This is a genomic window from Petropleomorpha daqingensis, assembly GCF_013408985.1.
GTDB lineage: Bacteria > Actinomycetota > Actinomycetes > Mycobacteriales > Geodermatophilaceae > Petropleomorpha > Petropleomorpha daqingensis.
On sequence record NZ_JACBZT010000001.1, the window covers coordinates 2,552,017 to 2,571,025 of the forward strand.

The following is a 19,009-nucleotide window of genomic DNA, read 5'->3' on the forward strand; positions in this document are numbered from 1 at the left end:
AGGCTTCCCTGCATGCCGACCCCGAGTTCCCGTGCGATCCGCAAGGCGGTCCTCCCCGTGGCGGGGCTCGGAACCCGTTTCCTCCCGGCGACCAAGGCCCTGCCGAAGGAGCTGCTGCCGGTCGTCGACCGCCCGGCGCTCCAGTACATCGTCGAAGAGGCGGCGCGGGCCGGGCTCGGCGAGGTGCTCATGGTCACCGGCCGCAACAAGGCCGCGATCGAGGACTTCTTCGACCGGGTGCCCGAGCTCGAGGACGCGCTGGAGAAGAAGGGCGACGCGCAGCGGCTGGACGCCGTCCGGTCGTCCACCGAGGTCGCGCAGGTGCACTTCGTCCGCCAGGGCGAGGCCCGGGGCCTCGGCCACGCCGTCCTGCAGGGCGCCGCGTTCGTCGGCGACGAGCCGTTCGCCGTCCTGCTCGGTGACGACATGATCGACGAGCGCGACCACCTGCTCGAGCAGATGATCGCCGTCCAGGCCGAGCACGGCGGCTCGGTGATCGCGCTGCTCGACGTCGGCCGGGAGAACATCGACAAGTACGGCGCGGTGGCCGTCGAGCCCAGCGGGCAGGGTGACGACGTCGTGCGGATCACCGGCCTGGTCGAGAAGCCGCCGGTCGAGGAGGCGCCGAGCAGCCTGGCCATCATCGGCCGCTACGTCCTGGCGCCGGAGATCTTCCAGGTGCTCCGCGACACCGCGCCCGGGCGGGGCGGGGAGATCCAGCTGACCGACGCGCTGGCCACGCTCGTGGCGCGCGGCGAGCCGGTGCACGGCGTCGTCTTCAGCGGCCGCCGGTACGACACCGGCGACCGGCTGGACTACCTCAAGGCGGTCATCCGGCTGGCCTCCGAGCGCGATGACCTCGGCCCTCCGCTGCGGGCCTGGCTCACCGAGTTCGTGGCCGAGCTGTCCTGACGTGGCGCGTCGCCCGCCCGACCGGCGCGTCCAGGGGCACCATCGGTCGCGAGGAGCCCGCGTAGAGCGGGGCGACGGAGCGCGACGACTTCGGGGCGGACGGCGGGAGCGATGACCGAGGACAGCAGGATCGACCGGCCGCGGGACACGACGCAGATGGATCTGCGCCGGGGCACCGCCGTCCGGACCGTCGCCGTCCACGAGACGGCCGCGCCCGCGCACCAGCGCGACACCACCCAGATCGACCTCGACCGGATTCCCTCGCCGCCGCCGACGCCGGCCAGCCAGGTGCGCACCGTCGAGCGGCACCTCGACGAGATCCTCGGGGCGGTGCCGGAGGTCCACCCGATCGAGCTCGCGGTGCTCGACGCGCAAGGGCTGCTCTGCGCCGAGGACGTCGTCAGCCGCCGCGAGCTGCCCGCCTTCGACCAGGCCGCGCTCGACGGGTACGCCGTCCGGGCCGCCGACATCGCCACCGCCACCCTCGAGGCGCCGGTGCAGCTCGCCGTGGTGGGGGAGACGGTCGCCGGGGCCGACGCGCCCTCGTCCATCGGGCCCGGCCTGGCGCTGAAGGTGACCGCCGGCGCGATGCTCCCCGCCGGCGCCGACGTCGTCGTCCCGGGCGTCTGGACCGACCAGGGCGAGGTCCGGGTCGCGGTGCACGCCGCGCCGCCCGCGGGCAGCTACGTGCGCCGGGCCGGGGACGACGTCGCGATCGGCGACGCCGCGGTGCAGGTCGGCACGCCGATCGGGCCGGCCCAGATCAGCCTGCTCGCCGCCGTCGGCCGTGACCGGGTGCTGGTGCGGCCGCGGCCGCGGATCACCGTGCTGTGCGCCGGCAGCGAGCTGGTCGACGTCGGCACCGAGCCCGCGCCCGGCCAGGTCGTCGACGTCAACTCCTACGCGCTGGCCGCGGCCGCCCGCGACGCCGGCGCCGAGGCCCACCGCGGCGGCATCCTGCCGCGGGACCGCGACCGGCTCAGCGAGCGGCTGGAGAGCGCGCTGCTGCGCAGCGACCTCGTGCTCGTCGCCGGCACGTTCGGGGAGGGCGTCGACCTGGTGCCGGAGGTGCTCAACGACCTGGGTCCGACGACGTTCACCCCGATCGCGATGCACCCGGGGCCGGTGCAGGGCTTCGGCCGGCTCGGCCGCGACGGCGTGCCGGTGATCTGCGTGCCGGGGGAGCCGACGAGCGCGCTGGTCTCGTTCGAGGTGTTCGTCCGCCCGGCGATCCGCCTCATGCTCGGCAAGCGCCAGCTGTTCCGCCGCACGGTGCAGGCGATCTCGGCGACCCAGCTGGTCTCGCCGCTGGGGTACCGGCAGTACCTGCACGGCACGGTCATGCGCCACCCCGACGGCGGCTACGTCGTCGAGCCGGTCGGCGACGGCACCGAAGCCCAGCTCGCCCGCATGGCACGGGCCAACTGCCTCATCGTCGTGGACGAGGACGTCACCGAGGTGGCTCCCGGCGGGCTGGTGACGGTCATGCCGCTGCTGCTGGGCGGCTGACGACGACACCGTGAGCGATCCCTTCCTGCACCCTGGCTGGCCCGCGCGGCTGACCTGGGGGCCGGTGGAGCTGCACCCGCTGCGCCGGGGCGATGCCGCCGAGTGGAGCCGGATCCGCATGGCCAACGAGGCCTGGCTCGCGCCCTGGGAGCCCTCCGCCGGCGTGCCGTGGGCGTTGCGGCACACGCCGGCCGCGTACCGGGTCATGCGCCGCTCGGTGGGCCGCCGGGCGCGCACCGGCACGTCGCTGCCGTTCGCGATCCGCGTCGAGGGGCGGCTGGCCGGTCAGGTGACGATCGACAACATCGTCAGGGGCGCCATGCGCTCCGGGCACCTGGGCTACTGGATCGACCGGGCGGTGGCCGGTCGCGGGATGGCCTCGCTCGCGGTGGCCCTCGTCTGCGACCACGCGTTCGGCGCGGTCGGCCTGCACCGCCTGCAGGCCGACATCCGCCCCGAGAACGGGCCCAGCCAGCGCCTGGTGCAGCGGCTCGGCTTCACCCAGGAGGGGCTGCTGCGCCGCTACCTGGACATCGACGGCGACTGGCGCGACCACCTGACGTTCTCGCTGCTGGCCGAGGACGTGTCGGTGAGCGTCCTCGAGCGCTGGCGCGCGTCCATACCACGCTGAGCGCGGCGAATCGCCGTCCTGAGAGGCGCGCGACACCTCACGAGTCACACGCGTTCCACGACTTGCCTCGCGACACTCCAGCGCGCCTCCCCGTTTCGGGTGAACTTCCTGCTTAACCTGCCGAAGCCGGTGACTCGTGTGACAGGTGGTGTTGGGGATGGGATCGGGCGCGCTGTTGGCCGCTCTGGTCGTGCTGTGGTTCGTCGTGCTGGTGCCCATGGTGGTGACCCGCGGTGACTCGCAGTCGGGCAAGGGCGAGCCGACCTCGACCGGCCGCACGCTGCAACGTCGGCGCACGGCGACGCCGGTCACGTCGGTCGACACCGAGCGGGTGGCCGTCGACCGCGGTGCTCTGCTCTCCAGCGGCGAGCTGAAGGTCGACGTGCACAAGCTGCGCCGGCGCACCCTCGGCGGCCTGGTCGCGCTGAGCCTGCTGGCCCTCGCCGGTGCCTTCCTCCTCAGTGCCTGGGTGTGGCCGGTGCAGGTCCTGCTCGACCTGGCGGTGGTCGGCTACGTGCTGGTGCTGCGCAAGGTCGCCCGCCGCGAGCGCATGGCCGCCCGCCGGGCCGCCCGTGCCGCCGTGCGCGAGGCCCGGATGGCCACGGCCCGTCCGGTGCGGGAGCGCCGCCCCGAGCCGGTCCAGGAGGCGGCGCCGGTGCTGCCGCACCCGAGCCTGCCGCTGGCGCCGGTGCACCCGCTGCGGCCGGGTCGCGTGGTGGCCGCCCGCACGGCCACGCCGTCCGGCTGGCAGCACAGCGCGGTCGTCGGCCTGGACGACGACGACATCGGCTTCGCCGACATCGACGAGTACCGCCCGGCACGGGTCGTCAACGGCTGACCGACGCTCCGGCGCCCCCCTTGGCGGCGCCGGAGCTCGCGGCCGGTACTCTGTCGACCGAGGGGCTGTGGCGCAGTCCGGTAGCGCACCTCGTTCGCATCGAGGGGGTCAGGGGTTCAAATCCCCTCAGCTCCACCCTTCACCGACGCCGTCGGGGCACTGAAGCCCCGGCGGCGTTCGTCATTCCTCCACAGCGCGCGCCGGTCCCTGTTTTTCGGAACAGGTCTGGGGTGCATCATCGCTGCTCGGCCGGCGATCGCTCCGGCCGGCGACAGAGCAGGAGGCGGACGACTGGTGGACCCCGAGGTCGTCGGGAAGCTCGGGACCGTGGTGACCCGGATCCGCGGTGGAGAGCGCCCCGGCGAGGTCGTCGTCCTGGTGCGTGGCACCAAGGAGACCTTCATCGCCTACAGCGACGACCCCATCGACCTCGACGAGACCGTGCTCGTCTTCTCCTCCCGCGGCAACCGGGCCGTCGACGTGACGCCGGCGCCCTGGGCCGTCGTCTAGCGAAGACCCGAAGAGAGGACCCCCGTGTTCGGCTACCGCGTGCCGGCCCCTAGCCAGGCCATGCTCATCTCCGGCGGCAAGCAGCGCACCGCCGACGGCACCACCCTGCCGTTCAGGATCGTCGTCGGGCACGGTGCCTTCGTCCTCCCGGTCTTCCGGAAGGCCTCGTTCCTGACGCTGGCGATGCGCGAGTCGGTGGTCAACGAGGAGTGCGTCTCGCAGCAGGGCATCGCGCTGCGGGTCTCCGCCGTCATCGCCTTCAAGGTCGGCTCCGACCAGGCGTCGATCGCCGCCGCGGCCCAGCGCTTCCTGGACAACCAGCCGCAGATGGACGAGCTCACCGGGCAGATCTTCTCCGGCCACCTGCGCTCGATCATCGGCTCGATGACCGTCGAGGCGATCATCCGCGAGCGGCAGACCCTGGCCGAGAACGTGCTCGAGGCCTCGAAGGTAGAGATGGCCAGCCTCGGGCTCATCGTCGACTCGCTGCAGATCAAGTCGATCGACGACAAGGACTCCGGCTACATCGACGCGCTGTCGGCGCCGCAGCGGGCTGCGGTCAACCAGGCGGCGCAGATCGCCCAGGCCGTCGCCGATCAGGCAGCCGCGCAGGCCCGCCAGGAGAGCGACCGCAACCAGGCGGAGTACGCCCGGCAGACCGCGATCGCCCGTGCGCAGTACCAGGCCGAGATCGACCGCGCCCAGCAGGAGGCGGGCCAGGCCGGCCCGCTGGCCGCCGCCCAGGCCCAGCAGGCGGTGCTGGCCGAGCAGGCGAAGGTGGCCGCCCGCAACGCCGAGCTGCGCGAGGCGCAGCTGCAGGCCGAGGTGGTCAAGCCGGCGCAGGCCGAGGCCGAGCGGGTGCGCATCGCAGCCGAGGCGCAGGCCGCTGCGACCCGGCTGGCCGCCGAGGCCGCCGCGACGTCGAACCGGATCGCGCTCGACCAGGCGATCATCAACCAGCTGCCCGAGCTCGTCCGGGCCGCGGCGCAGGGCCTGCAGGGCGCGAACGTGACCGTGCTGAACGGCGCGGAGGGGATCAACGAGACGGTGGCCTCGATGGCCGCGCAGGGCTCGGCGATCCTCCGCACGGTGCTCGACGGGCTCAACAACCGCGGCGACGTGGCCGATCGGGCGTCCGCCAACGGCCGCCCGGTGGCCGAACGGGTGCAGCTGGAGGGCTAGGTCGCGTTCCGGAAGTCGGCGTCGCGCTTGTCGAGGAAGGCGCGGACGCCCTCGCGTCCCTCGGGGTCGGCGGCGGACTCGGCGATCAGCCGGGCCTCGTCGTCGAGCTGCTGGTCGAGGGTCCGGACGGCGGCACGGCGCACCAGCGACCGGGTGCGGACCATCGCGCGGATCGGCCCGGCGGCGACCTGGTGCGCCAGCGCGATCGACTCGGCGCGCAGGTCGTCGTCCTCGACCAGCCGGCTGACCAGGCCGAACGTGTGCGCCTCGGCGGCGTTGAGCGCGCCGTCGGTGAGCATGAGGTCGAGCGCCCGTGGTGCGCCGAGGGCGCGGGTCAGCGCCCAGGAGGAGCCGCCGTCGGGGGACAGGCCGATCCCGGCGTAGGCGGGGCGGATCTTGGTGGACCGGGCGCAGACGACGATGTCGCAGGCCCCGATCAGGCCGACGGCGGCGCCCGCGACCGCGCCCTGGACGCCGGCCACCACCGGCACGGGGCAGGTGACCAGCAGCCGGACGACCTCGTGCCAGTCGTGCGCCAGCTGCCCGACCGCGGCGCCCGGGTCGGCGGCCGCGGCGAAGTGGTTGATGTCGCCGCCGACGCTGAACCGTGGGCCCTCGGCCAGCAGCAGCACCGCGCGCGTCTCACGGGGCCGGGCCCTCAGCGCCTGGGCGAGCTGCTCGGCGAGCGCCGGGTCGAGGGCGTTGCCCGCCTCGGGGCGGTCCAGCGTGATCCGCCAGACGTCACCGTCGACCTCGGTGCGCAGGCGCGGCCGTTCGTCCGTGCTCGTCATCGCCGTCCTCTCGCGGGGCTGCCTGCCGCCCACCGTATGGGGCGGCAGGCAGCCGCGCGTCAGGAGCGGCTGGGTGCCGCGTGCCGGCCGTGCGCGACCTGCAGCTCGTCGTCGATCGCGCCGGGGGCGCCGCCGAACTCGTCGGCGACCTCTCCGGCGATGTCGTCGTCGGACGCCCCGTGCCCGGTCATGTCGGCGTCGGCCCGGCTGAGCATCCGGTGGCCGGTGGAGAGGACCGCGATGCCGACCACGACGGCGACGGCGCCGACGACGAACGGCACGTGGAGGTTGAAGTGCTCGGCCAGCTTGCCCGCCGCGAAGGGCGCCAGGCCGCCGCCGATGAAGCGCACGAATCCGTAGGCCGCCGAGGCGACCGGCCGCTCGACCGGCGAGACGAGCATGACCGCCTGCGTGGTGAGCGTGTTGTTGATGCCGACCACGATGCCCGAGGCGATGACGCAGACGATCAGCGCCCAGCGGACGTCGGTGAACAGCCCGATGAGCAGGAGCAGGGCGGCGAAGAACCCGAGCGCACCGTAGAGCGACGGCGCCGTCCCGAAGCGGGCCTGCAACCGGGGCGCACCGATCACGGCGAAGAAGGCCACCAGCAGACCCCAGCCGAAGAACACGAAGCCGAGCTGGATCGCGGACAGCTCCATCGGGTAGGGCGCGTAGCCGAGCATCGTGAAGAAGCCCCAGTTGTAGAGCAGCGCGGTGATGCTCATGGTCAGCAGGCTGCGGTGCCGCAGCGCCTTCAGCGGGGCGCCGAGCGAGGTCCGGGTGGCGGGCTTCGGCGTCTTGTCCAGCAGCACCACCGTGGCCAGGAGGGCGATGGCCATCAGCACGGCCACCCCGAAGAAGGGGCCCCGCCAGCTGATGTTCCCGAGCAGGCCGCCGACCAGCGGGCCGGCCGCGATACCGAGACCCAGAGCCGCCTCGTACAGCACGATCGCGCCGGCGAAGCCGCCGGTCGCGCTGGCCACGATCACGGCCAGGGAGGTCGCGATGAACAGCGCGTTGCCCAGTCCCCAGCCGGCGCGGAAGCCGACGATGCCGTTGATCGAGCCGGAGAGCCCGGCCAGCGCGGAGAACACCACGATGATCGCGAGGCCGGCGATCAGGGTGCGCTTCGGGCCGATCCGGCTGGAGACCCAGCCGGTGAAGAGCATGGCCACCGCCGTCACCACCAGGTAGCTGGTGAACAGGAGGCTGACCTGCGCGGGTGTGGCGTGCAGCTGCGCCGAGAGCGCCGGCAGGATCGGGTCGACCAGGCCGATGCCCATGAAGCTGACGACGCAGGCGAAGGCGACCGCGAAGACCGCCTTCGGTTGCTTGAACAGGCTGACGCCGGCGGCGGAGCTCACTGCGAGACCTCCAGGGGGGCAGGGGGCCGACGCAGGGCGTCGGCCAGGCGGATCAGTGCGGGCAGGGCGTCGGCGATGCGCCGCACGTCGTCTTCGGAGAGACCGGCCAGGGGGCCGGTGATCTGGCGCGTGCGCTCGGCGCGGCGCTGCGCGAGCACCTCACCGCCGGCAGGGGTGAGGGTGAGGACGACGGCACGCCCGTCGTGCGGATCGGCGTCCCGGCGGACCAGTCCCTGGTCGGCGAGCCGGGCGATGAGCGCCGTCATCGACGGCTGGCTCACCCCTTCGGCACTCGCGAGCTCGGTGAGCCGCGCGGGGCCGGAGCGTTGCAGCCGGGCCAGGGTCGCCGCGGCGGTGAGGCTCAGCCCCCCGCGCGGCAGCGTCGCCGAGCGCAGCGCGACGACGGCGTCGTCCAGCTGCTCTGCCAGGTCGTCGAACTCCACGCACTCAGTTGTAACACCCAACTATCTATCGGCGCCAGCCGATGACCGAACGTGCTGGAGCGGCCCGCCTGCAGGGGCCCGCGCCGAGCCTGCGAGGCGTGGGGGGCAGGCGGGTCCTCCTAGAACCAGGAGGGGAACCACATCCGGAGGAGCCAGTCCGCGCGGTTCAGCTCTCTGCCCGTGAGCACGGGGTAGAAGAAGGCGAAGGTCGCCACGACGATCGCCACGTACAGGCAGACCGCGCCCAGCCCGACCTGCCGCCGCCACGGCTCGGGGGAGCGCGCCCCGAGGACGTCCTGCAGCGCCAGCGTGATCGCCAGGACGAAGAACGGCACGACCGGCGCCATGTAGAAGATGAACATCGTCCGGTCGGGGTTCAGGAACCACGTGAGCCAGCCGGCCGCGACGGCCACGGCGACCAGGATCGCGGCGGAGTCGCGGCGGACGACGATCCGCCAGATGGTCCAGAGCAGTGCGGGGGCGAACGCGAACCAGAGCGTCGGCGTCCCGACCATGAGGATGTAGCGGATGACCTGGTCGCCGGCTGAGTCGGTGAGCCCCTGCGGGTTCCACAGCAGGATGGGCCGGCCGTCGACCAGCCACGACCACGGCCCCGACTGCCACGGGTGGGGTGAGTCGAGGTTGTTGTGGAAGGTCCACCACTCGGCGTGCATGTGCCACAGCGAGCGCAGCGCGCCGGGGATGAACGGGAACGCGGTGTCGGGGTGCTGGTCGGCCCAGTGCCGGCCCTGGCTGTTCTCGCCCAGGAACCAGCCGGTGAAGCTGGCGACGTAGGTCAGCACCGGGACGACGGCGAGCGCCCAGACCGCGCCGGGCAGGCCGTAGCGCAGCGCGGTCCGCGTCGGCCGGGGGACGCCGGCGTCGCGCCACGCGGTGCGGTCCCAGAACAGCGAGAGGATCGCGAAGAACGCGAGGAAGTAGATCCCGCTCCACTTGACCGCGCAGGCCGCGCCGAACAGGACCCCGGCCGCGATCCGCCAGCCGCGCGGGCCGAGCCGGAAACCCACGGCCTCGCCGTGCTCGCGGATCCGCTGGCGGACCTTGTCGCGGTCGACCACCAGGCACATGACCGCCGAGATCACGAAGACCTCGAGGAAGACGTCGAGCAGGCCGACGCGGGACAGGACGAAGCTGAAGCCGTCGGCGGCGAGCAGGAGGCCCGCGACCATGCCCAGCAGGGTCGAGCCGGTCAGCCGCCGGGCCAGCCGGACCAGGACGACGACGGCGATGGTGCCGGCGATGGCGCTCGGCACCCGCCAGCCCAGCGAGTCGTAGCCGAAGACCGCCTCGCCCAGTGCGATCAGCCACTTGCCGAGCGGCGGGTGGACGATGAACGTGTAGCCGCGGTTGTACTCGAATCCCCAGCGCAGCAGCTCGTGCGCCTCGGGCGGGTAGTACGCCTCGTCGAAGAGCTTGTCGCTGGGGTAGCTGATGAACACCAGCCGGCTGACGAGACTGACGACGGCGAGGGCGAGCGTGAGCACCCACGAGAGCCGGGTGTCGGTCGGCAGCCGAGGGATGGGATCGCGGCGCGCGCGGGGGAGCGGCCAGCGGCGGGCCGGCGCGGGTGGGGTGTCGACGACCGCTGCGGGCACAGCTGTCTCCACCTCCACGGCCATGCGGGCCAGGGTAAGTGGGCTGCCTGAGTGGATGGTCATGACAGGCTGACCGGCGTGGACGGGCGGCTGGTTCTCGGGGGCGCGCCGCTGGGGCAGCCCGGCGACGTGGGGCCTCGGCTGCGCGCGGCGATGGCCTCGGCCGACGTGCTCGCCGTCGAGGACACCCGCCGGCTGCACCGCCTCGCCTCGGACCTCGAGGTCTCGCTGACCGGGCGGATCGTCACCTTCCACGAGTCGGTCGAGCGCGCACGGCTGCCCGGACTGCTGGCCGCGCTCGCCGAGGGCCAGACGGTGCTGCTGCTCACCGACGCCGGCATGCCGTCGGTCTCCGATCCCGGCTACACGTTGGTCCGCGCCGCGATCGAGGCCGGGATCCTGGTGACCTCCGTGCCCGGCCCGTCGGCGGTGACGACGGCGCTGGCCGTCTCGGGGCTGCCCTGCGACCGGTTCTGCTTCGAGGGCTTCCTGCCGCGCCGCGGCGGTGAGCGGCGGTCGCGGCTGGCCGGCCTGGCCGACGAGCGCCGCACGATGGTCTTCTTCGAGTCGCCGCACCGGCTGGCCGACGCGCTGCGTGATGCCGCCTCCGCGTTCGGTTCAGACCGCCCTGCCGCGGTGTGCCGGGAGCTGACCAAGACGCACGAGGAGATCCGCCGCGGTCCGCTGGCCGAGCTCGCCGAGTGGGCCGCCGACGGGGTGCGCGGCGAGATCACGCTCGTGGTGGCCGGCGCGGTGGCGGCGCCCGTGGCGCTGTCGACCGAGGAGCTGGCGGCTGCGGTCGCGGCGGAGGAGGCCGCGGGCGCGACCCGCAAGGACGCCATCCGCGCCGTCGTCGTCCGGACCGGCCTGCCGCGCCGCACCGTCTACGACGCCGTCGTCACCTCGAAACCGTCGCCCTCGGCACCCTAGGCATGGGAAGCCATACATACGTTTTCCGCGCCAGAACGCATGTATTGCTTCCCATGCCTCGAGAGTCAGCTGGCCCGCAGCTGGGCCATTCGGGTGCGGTAGACCTCGAGCACCTTGGCTCGCACACCGTCCGGATCCCGCAGGACATCTGCGAACGTGAACCGCAGAACCACCCAGCCGAGAGCGGCCAGCTCTCGATCCCTGGCGAGATCGCGGCGGCGGTCCTCCGGGGACGTGTGGTATCTCGCGCCATCGAGTTCGATCGCGAGCTTCGCCTCCGGCCAGGCTCGATCCAGCTTGACCGTCCCGGAAAGCAACGGAAGGCGGTACTGGCCGACGCTCCGCGGTAGTGAGCGATGCCTGAAGACATTGAGGACGCCGTGTGCCTCGAGTTCGCTCTCTACGCCGTCGTCGATGAGGTCGAGAGTCTGCAGGAGAAGTCGACGTCCCCCCACGTTGGGCCGCTCGGTGAGTGCTTCTCGCACGAGATCTGCCGTCGTGAGTCCTCGACGGGTGATGTCGAGGAGCAGAGGTCGCCGGTCGTGCACCGGGAGGAGCGGCCACGAGTCGACGATGGTCCGCGGCAGTGTGGTCACGGGCAGGGCGCGTCGTTCCACCACCTGAGTCGATGTGGGGTCGAACCGAAGTCGTCGGTGAACGATCAGGTCGCTAGCGCCGGCTCGCCGCACGCCGTGGTCGACGGTCAGGTGCAGCGGCCGTTCGAACCTCCAGAGGCCCCAGACGAAGAGGGCGGTGGTGTGGCTGAGTGCTGCGCCGGGCGCGGCATGAGCGAGCGCAGCGCGCATCAAGGTCATCTCGTCCTCTGCGCCATCACGTAGGCGGTACACGTGCGGGAACACCCGCGTGAGGTTCTTCCGACCGATGTGGCCGTCCAGGACCACAGCGGGGATCCGCTCGAGCAGCTGTTGCCGTGTCGCCAGTCCACCGCGATCAGCGAGCGTCTGTCGGATCACCTGTCGCCAGTCCACCAGCGCAGCCTGCACAGTTCGGGCATCCTCGCGCAGCGCTCTCCGGAAGTCTGTGGATGAGGCCCGAGACCGATCCGACCTACGCGCCTCCAGGCATGGGAAGCCATACGTGCGTTTTCACACCGAGAACGCACGTATGGCTTCCCATGCCTGGGGTGGCGACGCCCTACAGCCAGCCGTTGCGCTTGAAGCCGCGGTACAGGAACCAGCAGACGACGAGGATCAGCAGGAGGACCCCGGGATAGCCCCAGCGCCAGCTCAGCTCCGGCATGTGCTGGAAGTTCATCCCGTACACGCCGGTGATCAGGGTCGGGACGGCGATCATCGCGGCCCAGGCGGAGATCTTCCGCGTGTCCTCGTTGTCCGACAGCGAGGTCCGGGCCAGCGCGGCCTGCAGGATCGAGGACAGCAGCTCGTCCATCGAGGCCACCTGGTCGCGCACGCGCAGCGCGTGGTCCAGGACGTCGCGGAAGTAGGAGCGCATCTCGTCCGGGACGACGTCGATCTGCCGCTCGGCGAGCTTGGTCAGCGGGATCTCCAGCGGCGCGACGGCCCGCCGCAGCTGCAGCAGCTCGCGCTTGAGCTGGTAGATCCGGGCGGCGTCGTCGGTGCGCTCCGGGCTGAACACCGAGGTCTCGAGCTCGGCGACGTCCTCCTCGACGTCGGTGGCGACGTCGGTGAAGTTGTCGATGACCAGGTCGGCGATCGCGTAGAGCACCGCCGACGGCCCGAGGCAGAGCAGGTCGCGCTGGCCCTCGAGGCGGTGGCGCAGCTCCTTGAGCCCGCTGTGGTCGCCGTGCCGGACGGTGATCACGTAGTGCTGCCCGAGGAAGACCATCACCTCGCCGGTGTCGACCACCTCGCTCGTCGCGGTCAGGTGCTCGTGCTCCACGTAGCGCCCGGTCTTGAGCACCATGAACAGCGCGTCGTCGTAGTTCTCCAGCTTCGGCCGCTGGTGGGCCTCGACGGCGTCCTCCACGGCCAGCGGGTGCAGCTCGTAGCGCTGCGCGATGTGGTCGAGCTCCTCCTGCGTGGGTTCGTGCAGGCCGAGCCAGACGAAGCCGTCGCGCTCGGTCGCCACCTGCAGCGCGTCGTCGGCGGAGACCTCCGGCTGCCGCTGCCCGTCGACGTAGACGGCGCAGTCGACGACCGGCGTCGCCGAGTCGCGGGGGGCCGGCTGCCACCGGGACGTCCCGGCCGGTCGCGGACGCCGGGTCGGGGGAACCCCCGGAACCCCTGGAACCCCCACCGCCCGGTCGTCGGAATCCGTGGTGCTCATCAGCCCTCCTCGTCGACACGCCAGCGTAGGTCGCGGTTACCCACCAGGCGCCCGGGGAAGTTGATCACCCTCACCCCCAGGGAGCAGGGAGGACGCCGTGGCCCGGATCAAGTCCGTCGAGGACTCCATCCGCGATACCGAGGAACCCGACCACCAGCTCAAGAAGAACCTCTCGGCCCTCGATCTCACGGTCTTCGGCGTCGGCGTGATCATCGGGACCGGCATCTTCGTGCTCACCGGCGAGGTGGCCAAGACCGACGCGGGCCCGGCGGTGGCGATCTCCTTCGTCGTCGCCGGCATCGTCTGCGGCCTGGCGGCGCTCTGCTACGCCGAATTCGCCTCCACGGTCCCCGTCGCGGGCTCCGCCTACACGTTCTCCTACGCGACCCTCGGCGAGTTCATCGCCTGGATCATCGGCTGGGACCTCGTCCTCGAACTGGCCCTCGGCGCCGCGACCGTCTCGGTCGGCTGGTCGGAGTACCTGAACCAGCTGCTCGGGGTGATCGGCATCCCGCTGCCGGACTCGCTGGCGGGGGAGAACGCGGTCGTCAACATCCCGGCCATCGCGATCGCCCTGATCATGACCGGCGTCCTCGTGCTGGGGATCAAGCTCTCGTCGCGGGTCACGTCGGTGATCGTCGCGATCAAGGTCGTCATCGTCCTGCTCGTCATCGTGGTCGGGCTCTTCTACATCAAGGCCGAGAACTACTCGCCGTTCATCCCGCCGGCGAAGGCCCCGGAAGGGGACGGCGGAGGGCTGGCCGCTCCGCTGGTGCAGACGCTGTTCGGCTTCGCCCCCAGCACCTTCGGCGTCGGCGGCATCTTCGCCGGGGCCGCGATCGTCTTCTTCGCCTTCATCGGCTTCGACATCGTGGCGACGGCGGCGGAGGAGACGAAGAACCCGAAGCGCGACCTGCCGCGCGGCATCCTCGGCTCGCTGGCGGTCTGCACGCTGCTCTACGTCGCCGTGTCGCTGGTCGTCGTCGGCATGCAGAACTACCAGGACCTCTCGGTCGCCGCGCCGCTGGCCGAGGCGTTCAAGTCGGTCGGCCTGTCGTTCTTCTCGAGCCTCATCTCCGTCGGCGCCCTGGCCGGGCTGACCTCGGTGGTGCTCATCCTCATGCTCGGCCAGTCGCGGGTGCTGTTCGCGATGAGCCGCGACCGGCTGCTCCCGCCGGCCATCGGCAAGGTGCACCCGAAGTGGGGCACGCCCTACCGCATCAGCATCGGCACCGGGATCGTCGTCGCCCTCCTGGCCGGCTTCCTGCCGATCTCCGCCCTCGCCGAGCTGGTCAACATCGGCACGCTGTTCGCCTTCATCCTGGTCTCGATCGGCGTGATCGTGCTGCGCCGCACCCGCCCCGACCTGCCGCGCTCCTTCCGGGTGCCGTGGGTGCCGGTCCTGCCGATCGTCTCGGCGCTGGCCTGCCTGTGGCTGATGCTCAACCTGCCCGGCGAGACCTGGCTGCGGTTCGTCATCTGGATGGTGCTCGGCCTGGTCCTCTACTTCGCCTACAGCCACCGGCACAGCCGGCTCGCCAAGGGCGGCACGGGCGAGCGGCGCGAGGAGGTGGCGTCTCACCCCCAGGGGTGAGACCCCCCGCGCGGGGCGTCCAGCGCCGCCGCGGGAGATCCGACGCAACCAGGGACAGCAGTCCCCGGCCGAGGAGCTCCCGTGGCGATCAGCGCCATCGACATCCGCGACATCAGCGCAGCGCAGCCGCGCCCGACGGACGTCGAGACCCCGCGGCGCACCCGTCCGCCGATGACCGTGGTCGCCACGGCGGCCGTCGCGCTCGTCGAGTCGGTCGCCCTGCTCGCCGGGGCGCTCACCGGTCTCGACGGCATCCTCTCCTCGGTGCACCGCCCCGGCCCCGCGATCGTGCTGAGCTCGGTGGTCGTCCTGGCGAGCTGGATCGTGGTGTGCGCCGCCGGCGCCGCGACGCTGATCGACGGCGCCGGACGCCGGCTGGTCACCGGGGTCGCCTACGGCGAGCTCGTGCTGATCACCGTGCTCTTCTTCGTCGCGCTGCTCACCCCGCGCGGCGAGGTGCCGATCCCGCCGGCCCTGCCGCTGCCCGCCGTCGCGCTGCTCGTCCTCGCCGTCCCGGTCGGCAAGCTGCTGCTCGCCGGCTCCCCGACCGCCGTCGCGTGGGTGGCGGAGGGCCCCCGGCCGCGCGAGCGCCGGGCCGACCCCACGAAGTCCCACCGCGACCTGTGCGTGGGCACCCTCGCCGTCATCGGCGTCGTCCTGACCGCGGTCGCGGCGATCGGCGTCCCGGCGGCCGGCGGGAGCACCGACGACCCGGGCAGCAACCCCGGCGGCACGGTCTCCAGCACGCACTGAGCGGAAAGCGCTCGACGCCGCTCACTACTCTCGTGATGTGAGTGATCGGCACATCCTGACCGCCGTGGCCTGGCCCTACGCCAACGGCCCGCGGCACATCGGCCACGTCTCCGGCTTCGGCGTCCCCTCCGACGTCTTCAGCCGCTACCAGCGGATGGCCGGCAACCGGGTGCTGATGGTCAGCGGCACCGACGAGCACGGCACGCCGATCACCGTCGCGGCCGACGCCGAGGGCGTCACGCCGCGGGAGATCGCCGACCGCAACAACCGGATCATCGTCAACGACCTGGCGAGCCTGGGGCTGTCCTACGACCTGTTCACCAGGACGACGACGGCCAACCATGCCGCGATCAGCCAGGAGATCTTCCTCGGCCTGCTCAAGAACGGGTACGTCTTCCCGAGGACGACGCTCGGCGCGATCAGCCCTTCGACCGGGCGCACCCTGCCCGACCGCTACATCGAGGGCACCTGCCCGATCTGCGGCTACGACGGCGCCCGCGGCGACCAGTGCGACAACTGCGGCAACCAGCTCGACCCGACCGACCTGATCAACCCGGTCAGCCGGATCAACGGCGAGACCCCGAAGTTCGTCGAGGAGGAGCACTACTTCCTCGACCTGCCGGCGTTCACCAAGTCCCTCGGCGACTGGCTCGACAGCCGCCAGGGCTGGCGGCCCAACGTGCTCAACTTCGCGAAGAACCTGCTCGACGACCTCAAGCCGCGCAGCTACACCCGCGACATCGACTGGGGCGTGCGGGTGCCCTTGGAGGGCTGGATCGACCGGCCGGACAAGCGGATCTACGTGTGGTTCGACGCCGTCGTCGGCTACCTGTCCGCGTCGATCGAGTGGGCCCGCCGGTCCGGCGACCCCGAGGCGTGGCGGCAGTGGTGGCAGACGCCGGACAGCGGCGCCTACTACTTCATGGGCAAGGACAACATCGTCTTCCACGCCGAGATCTGGCCCGCGCAGCTCCAGGGCTACAACGGCGAGGGCGACAAGGGCGGCACCCCCGGCGACCTCGGCCGGCTCAACCTGCCGACCGAGGTGGTCTCCAGCGAGTTCCTCACGATGGAGGGCCGCAAGTTCTCCAGCAGCCGCCAGGTGGTCATCTACGTCCGCGACTTCCTGGCCCGCTACGACGCCGATGCGCTGCGCTACTTCATCGCCGTCGCGGGGCCGGAGACCCAGGACACCGACTTCACCTGGTCGGAGTTCCGCCGCCGCAACAACGACGAGCTGGTCGCGGGCTGGGGCAACCTGGTCAACCGCAGCGTCTCGCTGGCTGCCAAGAACGTCGGCGCCGTCCCGACGCCGGGCGACCTCACCGACGCCGACCGCGCGCTGCTGGCCACGACCCAGACCGCCTTCGGCACGATCGGCGACCTGCTGGGCCGCAACCGGCAGAAGGCCGCGGCCACCGAGGCGATGCGGGTCGTCGGCGAGGCGAACAAGTACCTGTCCGACCAGGCGCCGTGGAAGCTCAAGGAGGACCCGGCCCGCCGGGACACCGTGCTGCACACCGCGCTGCAGGCGGTCAGCGACTGCAACACGCTGCTGACCCCGTTCCTCCCGCACTCGGCGCAGAAGGTGCACGAGCTGCTCGGCGGCACCGGCGTGTGGTCCCCGGCTCCGCAGGTCGTGGAGACCGAGGACCTCGACGACGGCTCGCCGTACCCGATCATCACCGGCGACTACGACGCGGCCGGGGCCGTGTGGGCGTCCCGGCCGCTCGAGGCCGGCACGCCGCTGCAGCCGCCGACGCCGGTGTTCAAGAAGCTCGACGAGTCGGTGGTGGAGGAGGAGCTGGCCCGCCTGGAGGCCGAGGCGAAGTGAGCCGCAGTTCCGCGTCCCGTGCCAACCGGCGCGGGGAGCTCCCGCCCGACCCGGAGCCGCTGCCGTCCCCGGCCCTGGACAGCCACACCCACCTCGACATCGTGGTGGGGGAGCGCCCGGCCCACGGCGCGGGTGACGAGGGCTGGCCGGACGACGAGGCCGTCGGCGCGGAGATCGCCGCCGCGGCGGCCGTCGGCATCCCTCGGCTGGTGCAGGTCGGGGTGGACGTGCCGTCGTCCCGCTGGTCGGCCGGGCTGGCCGACCGGCACCCGCAGGTGCTCGCGGCGGTGGCCATCCACCCCAACGAGGCCGGCGACGGGCGGGCGGACGACGACGCCCTCGCCGAGATCGACCGGCTGGCCGCCCTGCCGCGCGTGCGGGCGATCGGCGAGACCGGGCTCGACCGGTTCCGCACCGGTCCGGAGGGCTGGGCGGCGCAGGAGGCGTCGTTCCGGGCGCACATCCGCATCGCCAAGGAGCACGGGCTGGCGCTGGTCATCCACGACCGCGACGCCCACGAGGAGATCCTCGCGGTGCTCGAGGACGAGGGTGCCCCCGAGCACACGGTCTTCCACTGCTTCTCCGGTGACGTCGCCTTCGCCAAGGCCTGCGTGGAGCGCGGGTACGTGCTGTCCTTCGCCGGCACGCTCACCTTCGCCAACGCCGGCTACCTGCGGGAAGCGGCCGCCCTGACACCGGCCGACCAGCTGCTGGTCGAGACCGACGCGCCGTTCCTCACGCCGGTGCCCTACCGCGGGCGGCCCAACGCCTCCCGGCTGGTGCCGCACACCGTCCGCGCGCTGGCCGAGGCGACCGGGATCGAGCTCGCGCCGCTGTGCGAGGCGCTGACCAGCACCGCGCTGCGCGTGTTCGGAACCTGGGGAGAGTAGGCGCCCCGACACGCAGCGAAGCGAGGCACACTGGGCCCGTGGGCCGCCTCATCGCCGTCGTGCTCTTCATCGCCGTGCTGGTGCCCGGCGTGCTGCTCGCGCGCGCGTGGTGGCTCGCGGCCGACCGACGTGCCGTCGCCGCGGCGGCCGTCGAGTTCGCCGCCCCGACCGAGGCCGGCACCGCGGTGCTGCGCCGGCAGGCCCTGCACGCCCGCCGCGTCCGTCGGCTGGGCTGGCTGCTCGGGCTGATCGGCATCGTGGTCAGCGTCGTCCTGTTCGCCGAGGCGTCGGTCTTCCTGTGGGTGCCCGCCCTGGTGATCGGGCTGCTGATCGGCGTCCTGCTGGCCGAGGTCACCCGTCCGCGGCCGCGCTGGGAGATCGCCACCCCGGCCCGCCGCCCGCGCCGCAGCGACCAGATCTCGCTCTGGCTGCTGTTCACGATGCGCGCCGTGGTGGTCGCCGAGGTGATCGGCGACCTCGTCCTGTGGCGCAGCGGCCACCTGGCCGATCCCGTGGGCTGGGTCGCGCTCGTGGTCCCGCTGGCCGCCTGGGCGCTGGCCGAGCTCGCCCTGCTGCGCGTGCTGGTGCGGCCGCTGCCCGCCGAGGGCGCCGACGTCCCGGTGGACGAGGCCCTGCGCACCTGGACCGCGCACCTCGTGACGGCGGCCACCAGCGTGCTCGCGCTGCTGCCCCTCGGCGCGCTGCTCCTCGTGGCCGGCATCGACCGCGGGGACGAGGTCACCGAGGGCTTCGACCTGCTCCCCGTCGCGTCCGTCGCCGGCGGGTTCTCGGCGCTCGCGGCCGGCCTCGCGGTCGCCGGCTTCCTGCTCACCTGGCTGCGGCCGGTCCGGTCCTCCGCAAGGGCACTCGCCGGCTGAGGCCCTGTGGGTTTGCTCACCCCACCGGCCTCACCCTGCGCAGTGGTCTCAGCAGGCGCACACGGC

Annotated in this window: 18 protein-coding genes and 1 tRNA gene; 13 read left to right on the plus strand and 6 right to left on the minus strand. The window is 72.6% G+C overall.

Translation table 11 applies throughout. The features are described 5' to 3' along the window. Positions 1 to 12: 12 nt before the first annotated feature. The 7 genes from galU to GGQ55_RS12680 all read left to right on the plus strand — a co-directional run bounded on the left by galU (position 13) and on the right by GGQ55_RS12680 (position 5,582). Positions 13 to 912: a UTP--glucose-1-phosphate uridylyltransferase GalU gene (gene galU, locus GGQ55_RS12650; RefSeq protein ID WP_179717187.1), complete on the plus strand. Its 900-nt coding sequence runs from the start codon at positions 13 to 15 to the stop codon at positions 910 to 912. Positions 913 to 1,023: 111 nt separating this feature from the next. Continuing rightward, positions 1,024 to 2,421 (plus strand): molybdotransferase-like divisome protein Glp, encoded by a 1,398-nt coding sequence (glp, locus tag GGQ55_RS12655; protein WP_179717189.1) that lies wholly within the window; start codon positions 1,024 to 1,026, stop codon positions 2,419 to 2,421. 10 nt (positions 2,422 to 2,431) lie between these two features. Continuing rightward, a complete protein-coding gene (locus GGQ55_RS12660) occupies positions 2,432 to 3,052 on the plus strand; it encodes a GNAT family N-acetyltransferase (RefSeq protein ID WP_179717191.1) in 621 nt (206 codons plus the stop codon). 157 nt (positions 3,053 to 3,209) lie between these two features. Continuing rightward, positions 3,210 to 3,890 carry a hypothetical protein gene (locus GGQ55_RS12665; protein WP_179717193.1) on the plus strand — a complete coding sequence of 227 codons (681 nt, stop codon included), beginning with the start codon at positions 3,210 to 3,212 and terminating at the stop codon, positions 3,888 to 3,890. Positions 3,891 to 3,951: 61 nt separating this feature from the next. Then, positions 3,952 to 4,025: transfer RNA gene (locus GGQ55_RS12670), tRNA-Ala, on the plus strand. A 159-nt stretch (positions 4,026 to 4,184) separates the two neighbouring features. Continuing rightward, positions 4,185 to 4,400: an NfeD C-terminal domain-containing protein gene (locus GGQ55_RS12675; RefSeq protein WP_218859263.1), complete on the plus strand. Its 216-nt coding sequence runs from the start codon at positions 4,185 to 4,187 to the stop codon at positions 4,398 to 4,400. 24 nt (positions 4,401 to 4,424) lie between these two features. After that, on the plus strand, positions 4,425 to 5,582 hold the full coding sequence (locus GGQ55_RS12680) for a flotillin family protein (protein ID WP_179717194.1): 1,158 nt from the start codon (positions 4,425 to 4,427) through the stop codon (positions 5,580 to 5,582). Here GGQ55_RS12680 and GGQ55_RS12685 read toward each other — a convergent pair. The 4 genes from GGQ55_RS12685 to GGQ55_RS12700 form a co-directional block, all read right to left on the minus strand. Then, on the minus strand, positions 5,579 to 6,373 hold the full coding sequence (locus GGQ55_RS12685) for an enoyl-CoA hydratase/isomerase family protein (protein ID WP_179717196.1): 795 nt from the start codon (positions 6,371 to 6,373) through the stop codon (positions 5,579 to 5,581). The genes GGQ55_RS12680 and GGQ55_RS12685 overlap by 4 nt on opposite strands. Positions 6,374 to 6,432: 59 nt before the next feature. Continuing rightward, on the minus strand, positions 6,433 to 7,737 hold the full coding sequence (locus tag GGQ55_RS12690; RefSeq protein ID WP_179717198.1) for an MFS transporter: 1,305 nt from the start codon (positions 7,735 to 7,737) through the stop codon (positions 6,433 to 6,435). Further along, positions 7,734 to 8,180, minus strand: a complete 447-nt coding sequence (locus tag GGQ55_RS12695; RefSeq protein ID WP_218859264.1) for a MarR family winged helix-turn-helix transcriptional regulator — start codon at positions 8,178 to 8,180, stop codon at positions 7,734 to 7,736. Before GGQ55_RS12695 ends, GGQ55_RS12690 begins: the two co-directional genes overlap by 4 nt. A 119-nt stretch (positions 8,181 to 8,299) precedes the next feature. Continuing rightward, on the minus strand, positions 8,300 to 9,820 hold the full coding sequence (locus GGQ55_RS12700; protein WP_179717202.1) for a dolichyl-phosphate-mannose--protein mannosyltransferase: 1,521 nt from the start codon (positions 9,818 to 9,820) through the stop codon (positions 8,300 to 8,302). Between the two features lie 54 nt (positions 9,821 to 9,874). Here GGQ55_RS12700 and rsmI point away from each other — a divergent pair, with 54 nt between their 5' ends. Next, complete coding sequence (rsmI, locus tag GGQ55_RS12705; RefSeq protein WP_179717204.1) at positions 9,875 to 10,726, plus strand: 16S rRNA (cytidine(1402)-2'-O)-methyltransferase; 852 nt, start codon at positions 9,875 to 9,877, stop codon at positions 10,724 to 10,726. 65 nt (positions 10,727 to 10,791) lie between these two features. Here the strand turns inward: rsmI and GGQ55_RS12710 are convergent, their stop codons facing one another. Together GGQ55_RS12710 and corA are read right to left on the minus strand one after the other, a co-directional pair. Then, complete coding sequence (locus tag GGQ55_RS12710; RefSeq protein WP_366489200.1) at positions 10,792 to 11,730, minus strand: PDDEXK-like endonuclease domain-containing protein; 939 nt, start codon at positions 11,728 to 11,730, stop codon at positions 10,792 to 10,794. A 151-nt stretch (positions 11,731 to 11,881) separates the two neighbouring features. Then, on the minus strand, positions 11,882 to 12,994 hold the full coding sequence (gene corA, locus GGQ55_RS12715) for a magnesium/cobalt transporter CorA (protein WP_179717206.1): 1,113 nt from the start codon (positions 12,992 to 12,994) through the stop codon (positions 11,882 to 11,884). Positions 12,995 to 13,091: 97 nt separating this feature from the next. Between corA and GGQ55_RS12720 the strand changes: the two genes are divergently transcribed. The 5 genes from GGQ55_RS12720 to GGQ55_RS12740 all read left to right on the plus strand — a co-directional run bounded on the left by GGQ55_RS12720 (position 13,092) and on the right by GGQ55_RS12740 (position 18,943). Further along, a complete protein-coding gene (locus GGQ55_RS12720) occupies positions 13,092 to 14,588 on the plus strand; it encodes an amino acid permease (protein ID WP_179717208.1) in 1,497 nt (498 codons plus the stop codon). Positions 14,589 to 14,669: 81 nt separating this feature from the next. Next, entirely contained in the window at positions 14,670 to 15,341 is a 672-nt protein-coding gene (locus GGQ55_RS12725) for a hypothetical protein (RefSeq protein ID WP_179717210.1), read from the plus strand. 37 nt (positions 15,342 to 15,378) lie between these two features. After that, positions 15,379 to 17,175: a methionine--tRNA ligase gene (metG, locus tag GGQ55_RS12730; protein ID WP_179717212.1), complete on the plus strand. Its 1,797-nt coding sequence runs from the start codon at positions 15,379 to 15,381 to the stop codon at positions 17,173 to 17,175. After that, positions 17,172 to 18,065: a TatD family hydrolase gene (locus GGQ55_RS12735; protein ID WP_179717214.1), complete on the plus strand. Its 894-nt coding sequence runs from the start codon at positions 17,172 to 17,174 to the stop codon at positions 18,063 to 18,065. Before metG ends, GGQ55_RS12735 begins: the two co-directional genes overlap by 4 nt. Before the next feature lie 38 nt (positions 18,066 to 18,103). Continuing rightward, the gene (locus GGQ55_RS12740; RefSeq protein WP_179717216.1) at positions 18,104 to 18,943 is read left to right on the plus strand and encodes a hypothetical protein; all 840 of its coding nucleotides are present in this window, start codon (positions 18,104 to 18,106) and stop codon (positions 18,941 to 18,943) included. Positions 18,944 to 19,009: the final 66 nt, after the last annotated feature.

Excerpts from the sequence above, each read along its gene's own strand:
- galU (WP_179717187.1), top strand. The coding sequence starts at position 13 with ATGCCGACCCCGAGTTCCCGTGCGATCCGCAAGGCGGTCCTCCCCGTG.
- glp (WP_179717189.1), top strand. The coding sequence starts at position 1,024 with ATGACCGAGGACAGCAGGATCGACCGGCCGCGGGACACGACGCAGATG.
- GGQ55_RS12665 (WP_179717193.1), top strand. The coding sequence starts at position 3,210 with ATGGGATCGGGCGCGCTGTTGGCCGCTCTGGTCGTGCTGTGGTTCGTC.
- GGQ55_RS12685 (WP_179717196.1), bottom strand. The coding sequence starts at position 6,373 with ATGACGAGCACGGACGAACGGCCGCGCCTGCGCACCGAGGTCGACGGT.
- GGQ55_RS12700 (WP_179717202.1), bottom strand. The coding sequence starts at position 9,820 with ATGGCCGTGGAGGTGGAGACAGCTGTGCCCGCAGCGGTCGTCGACACC.
- corA (WP_179717206.1), bottom strand. The coding sequence starts at position 12,994 with ATGAGCACCACGGATTCCGACGACCGGGCGGTGGGGGTTCCAGGGGTT.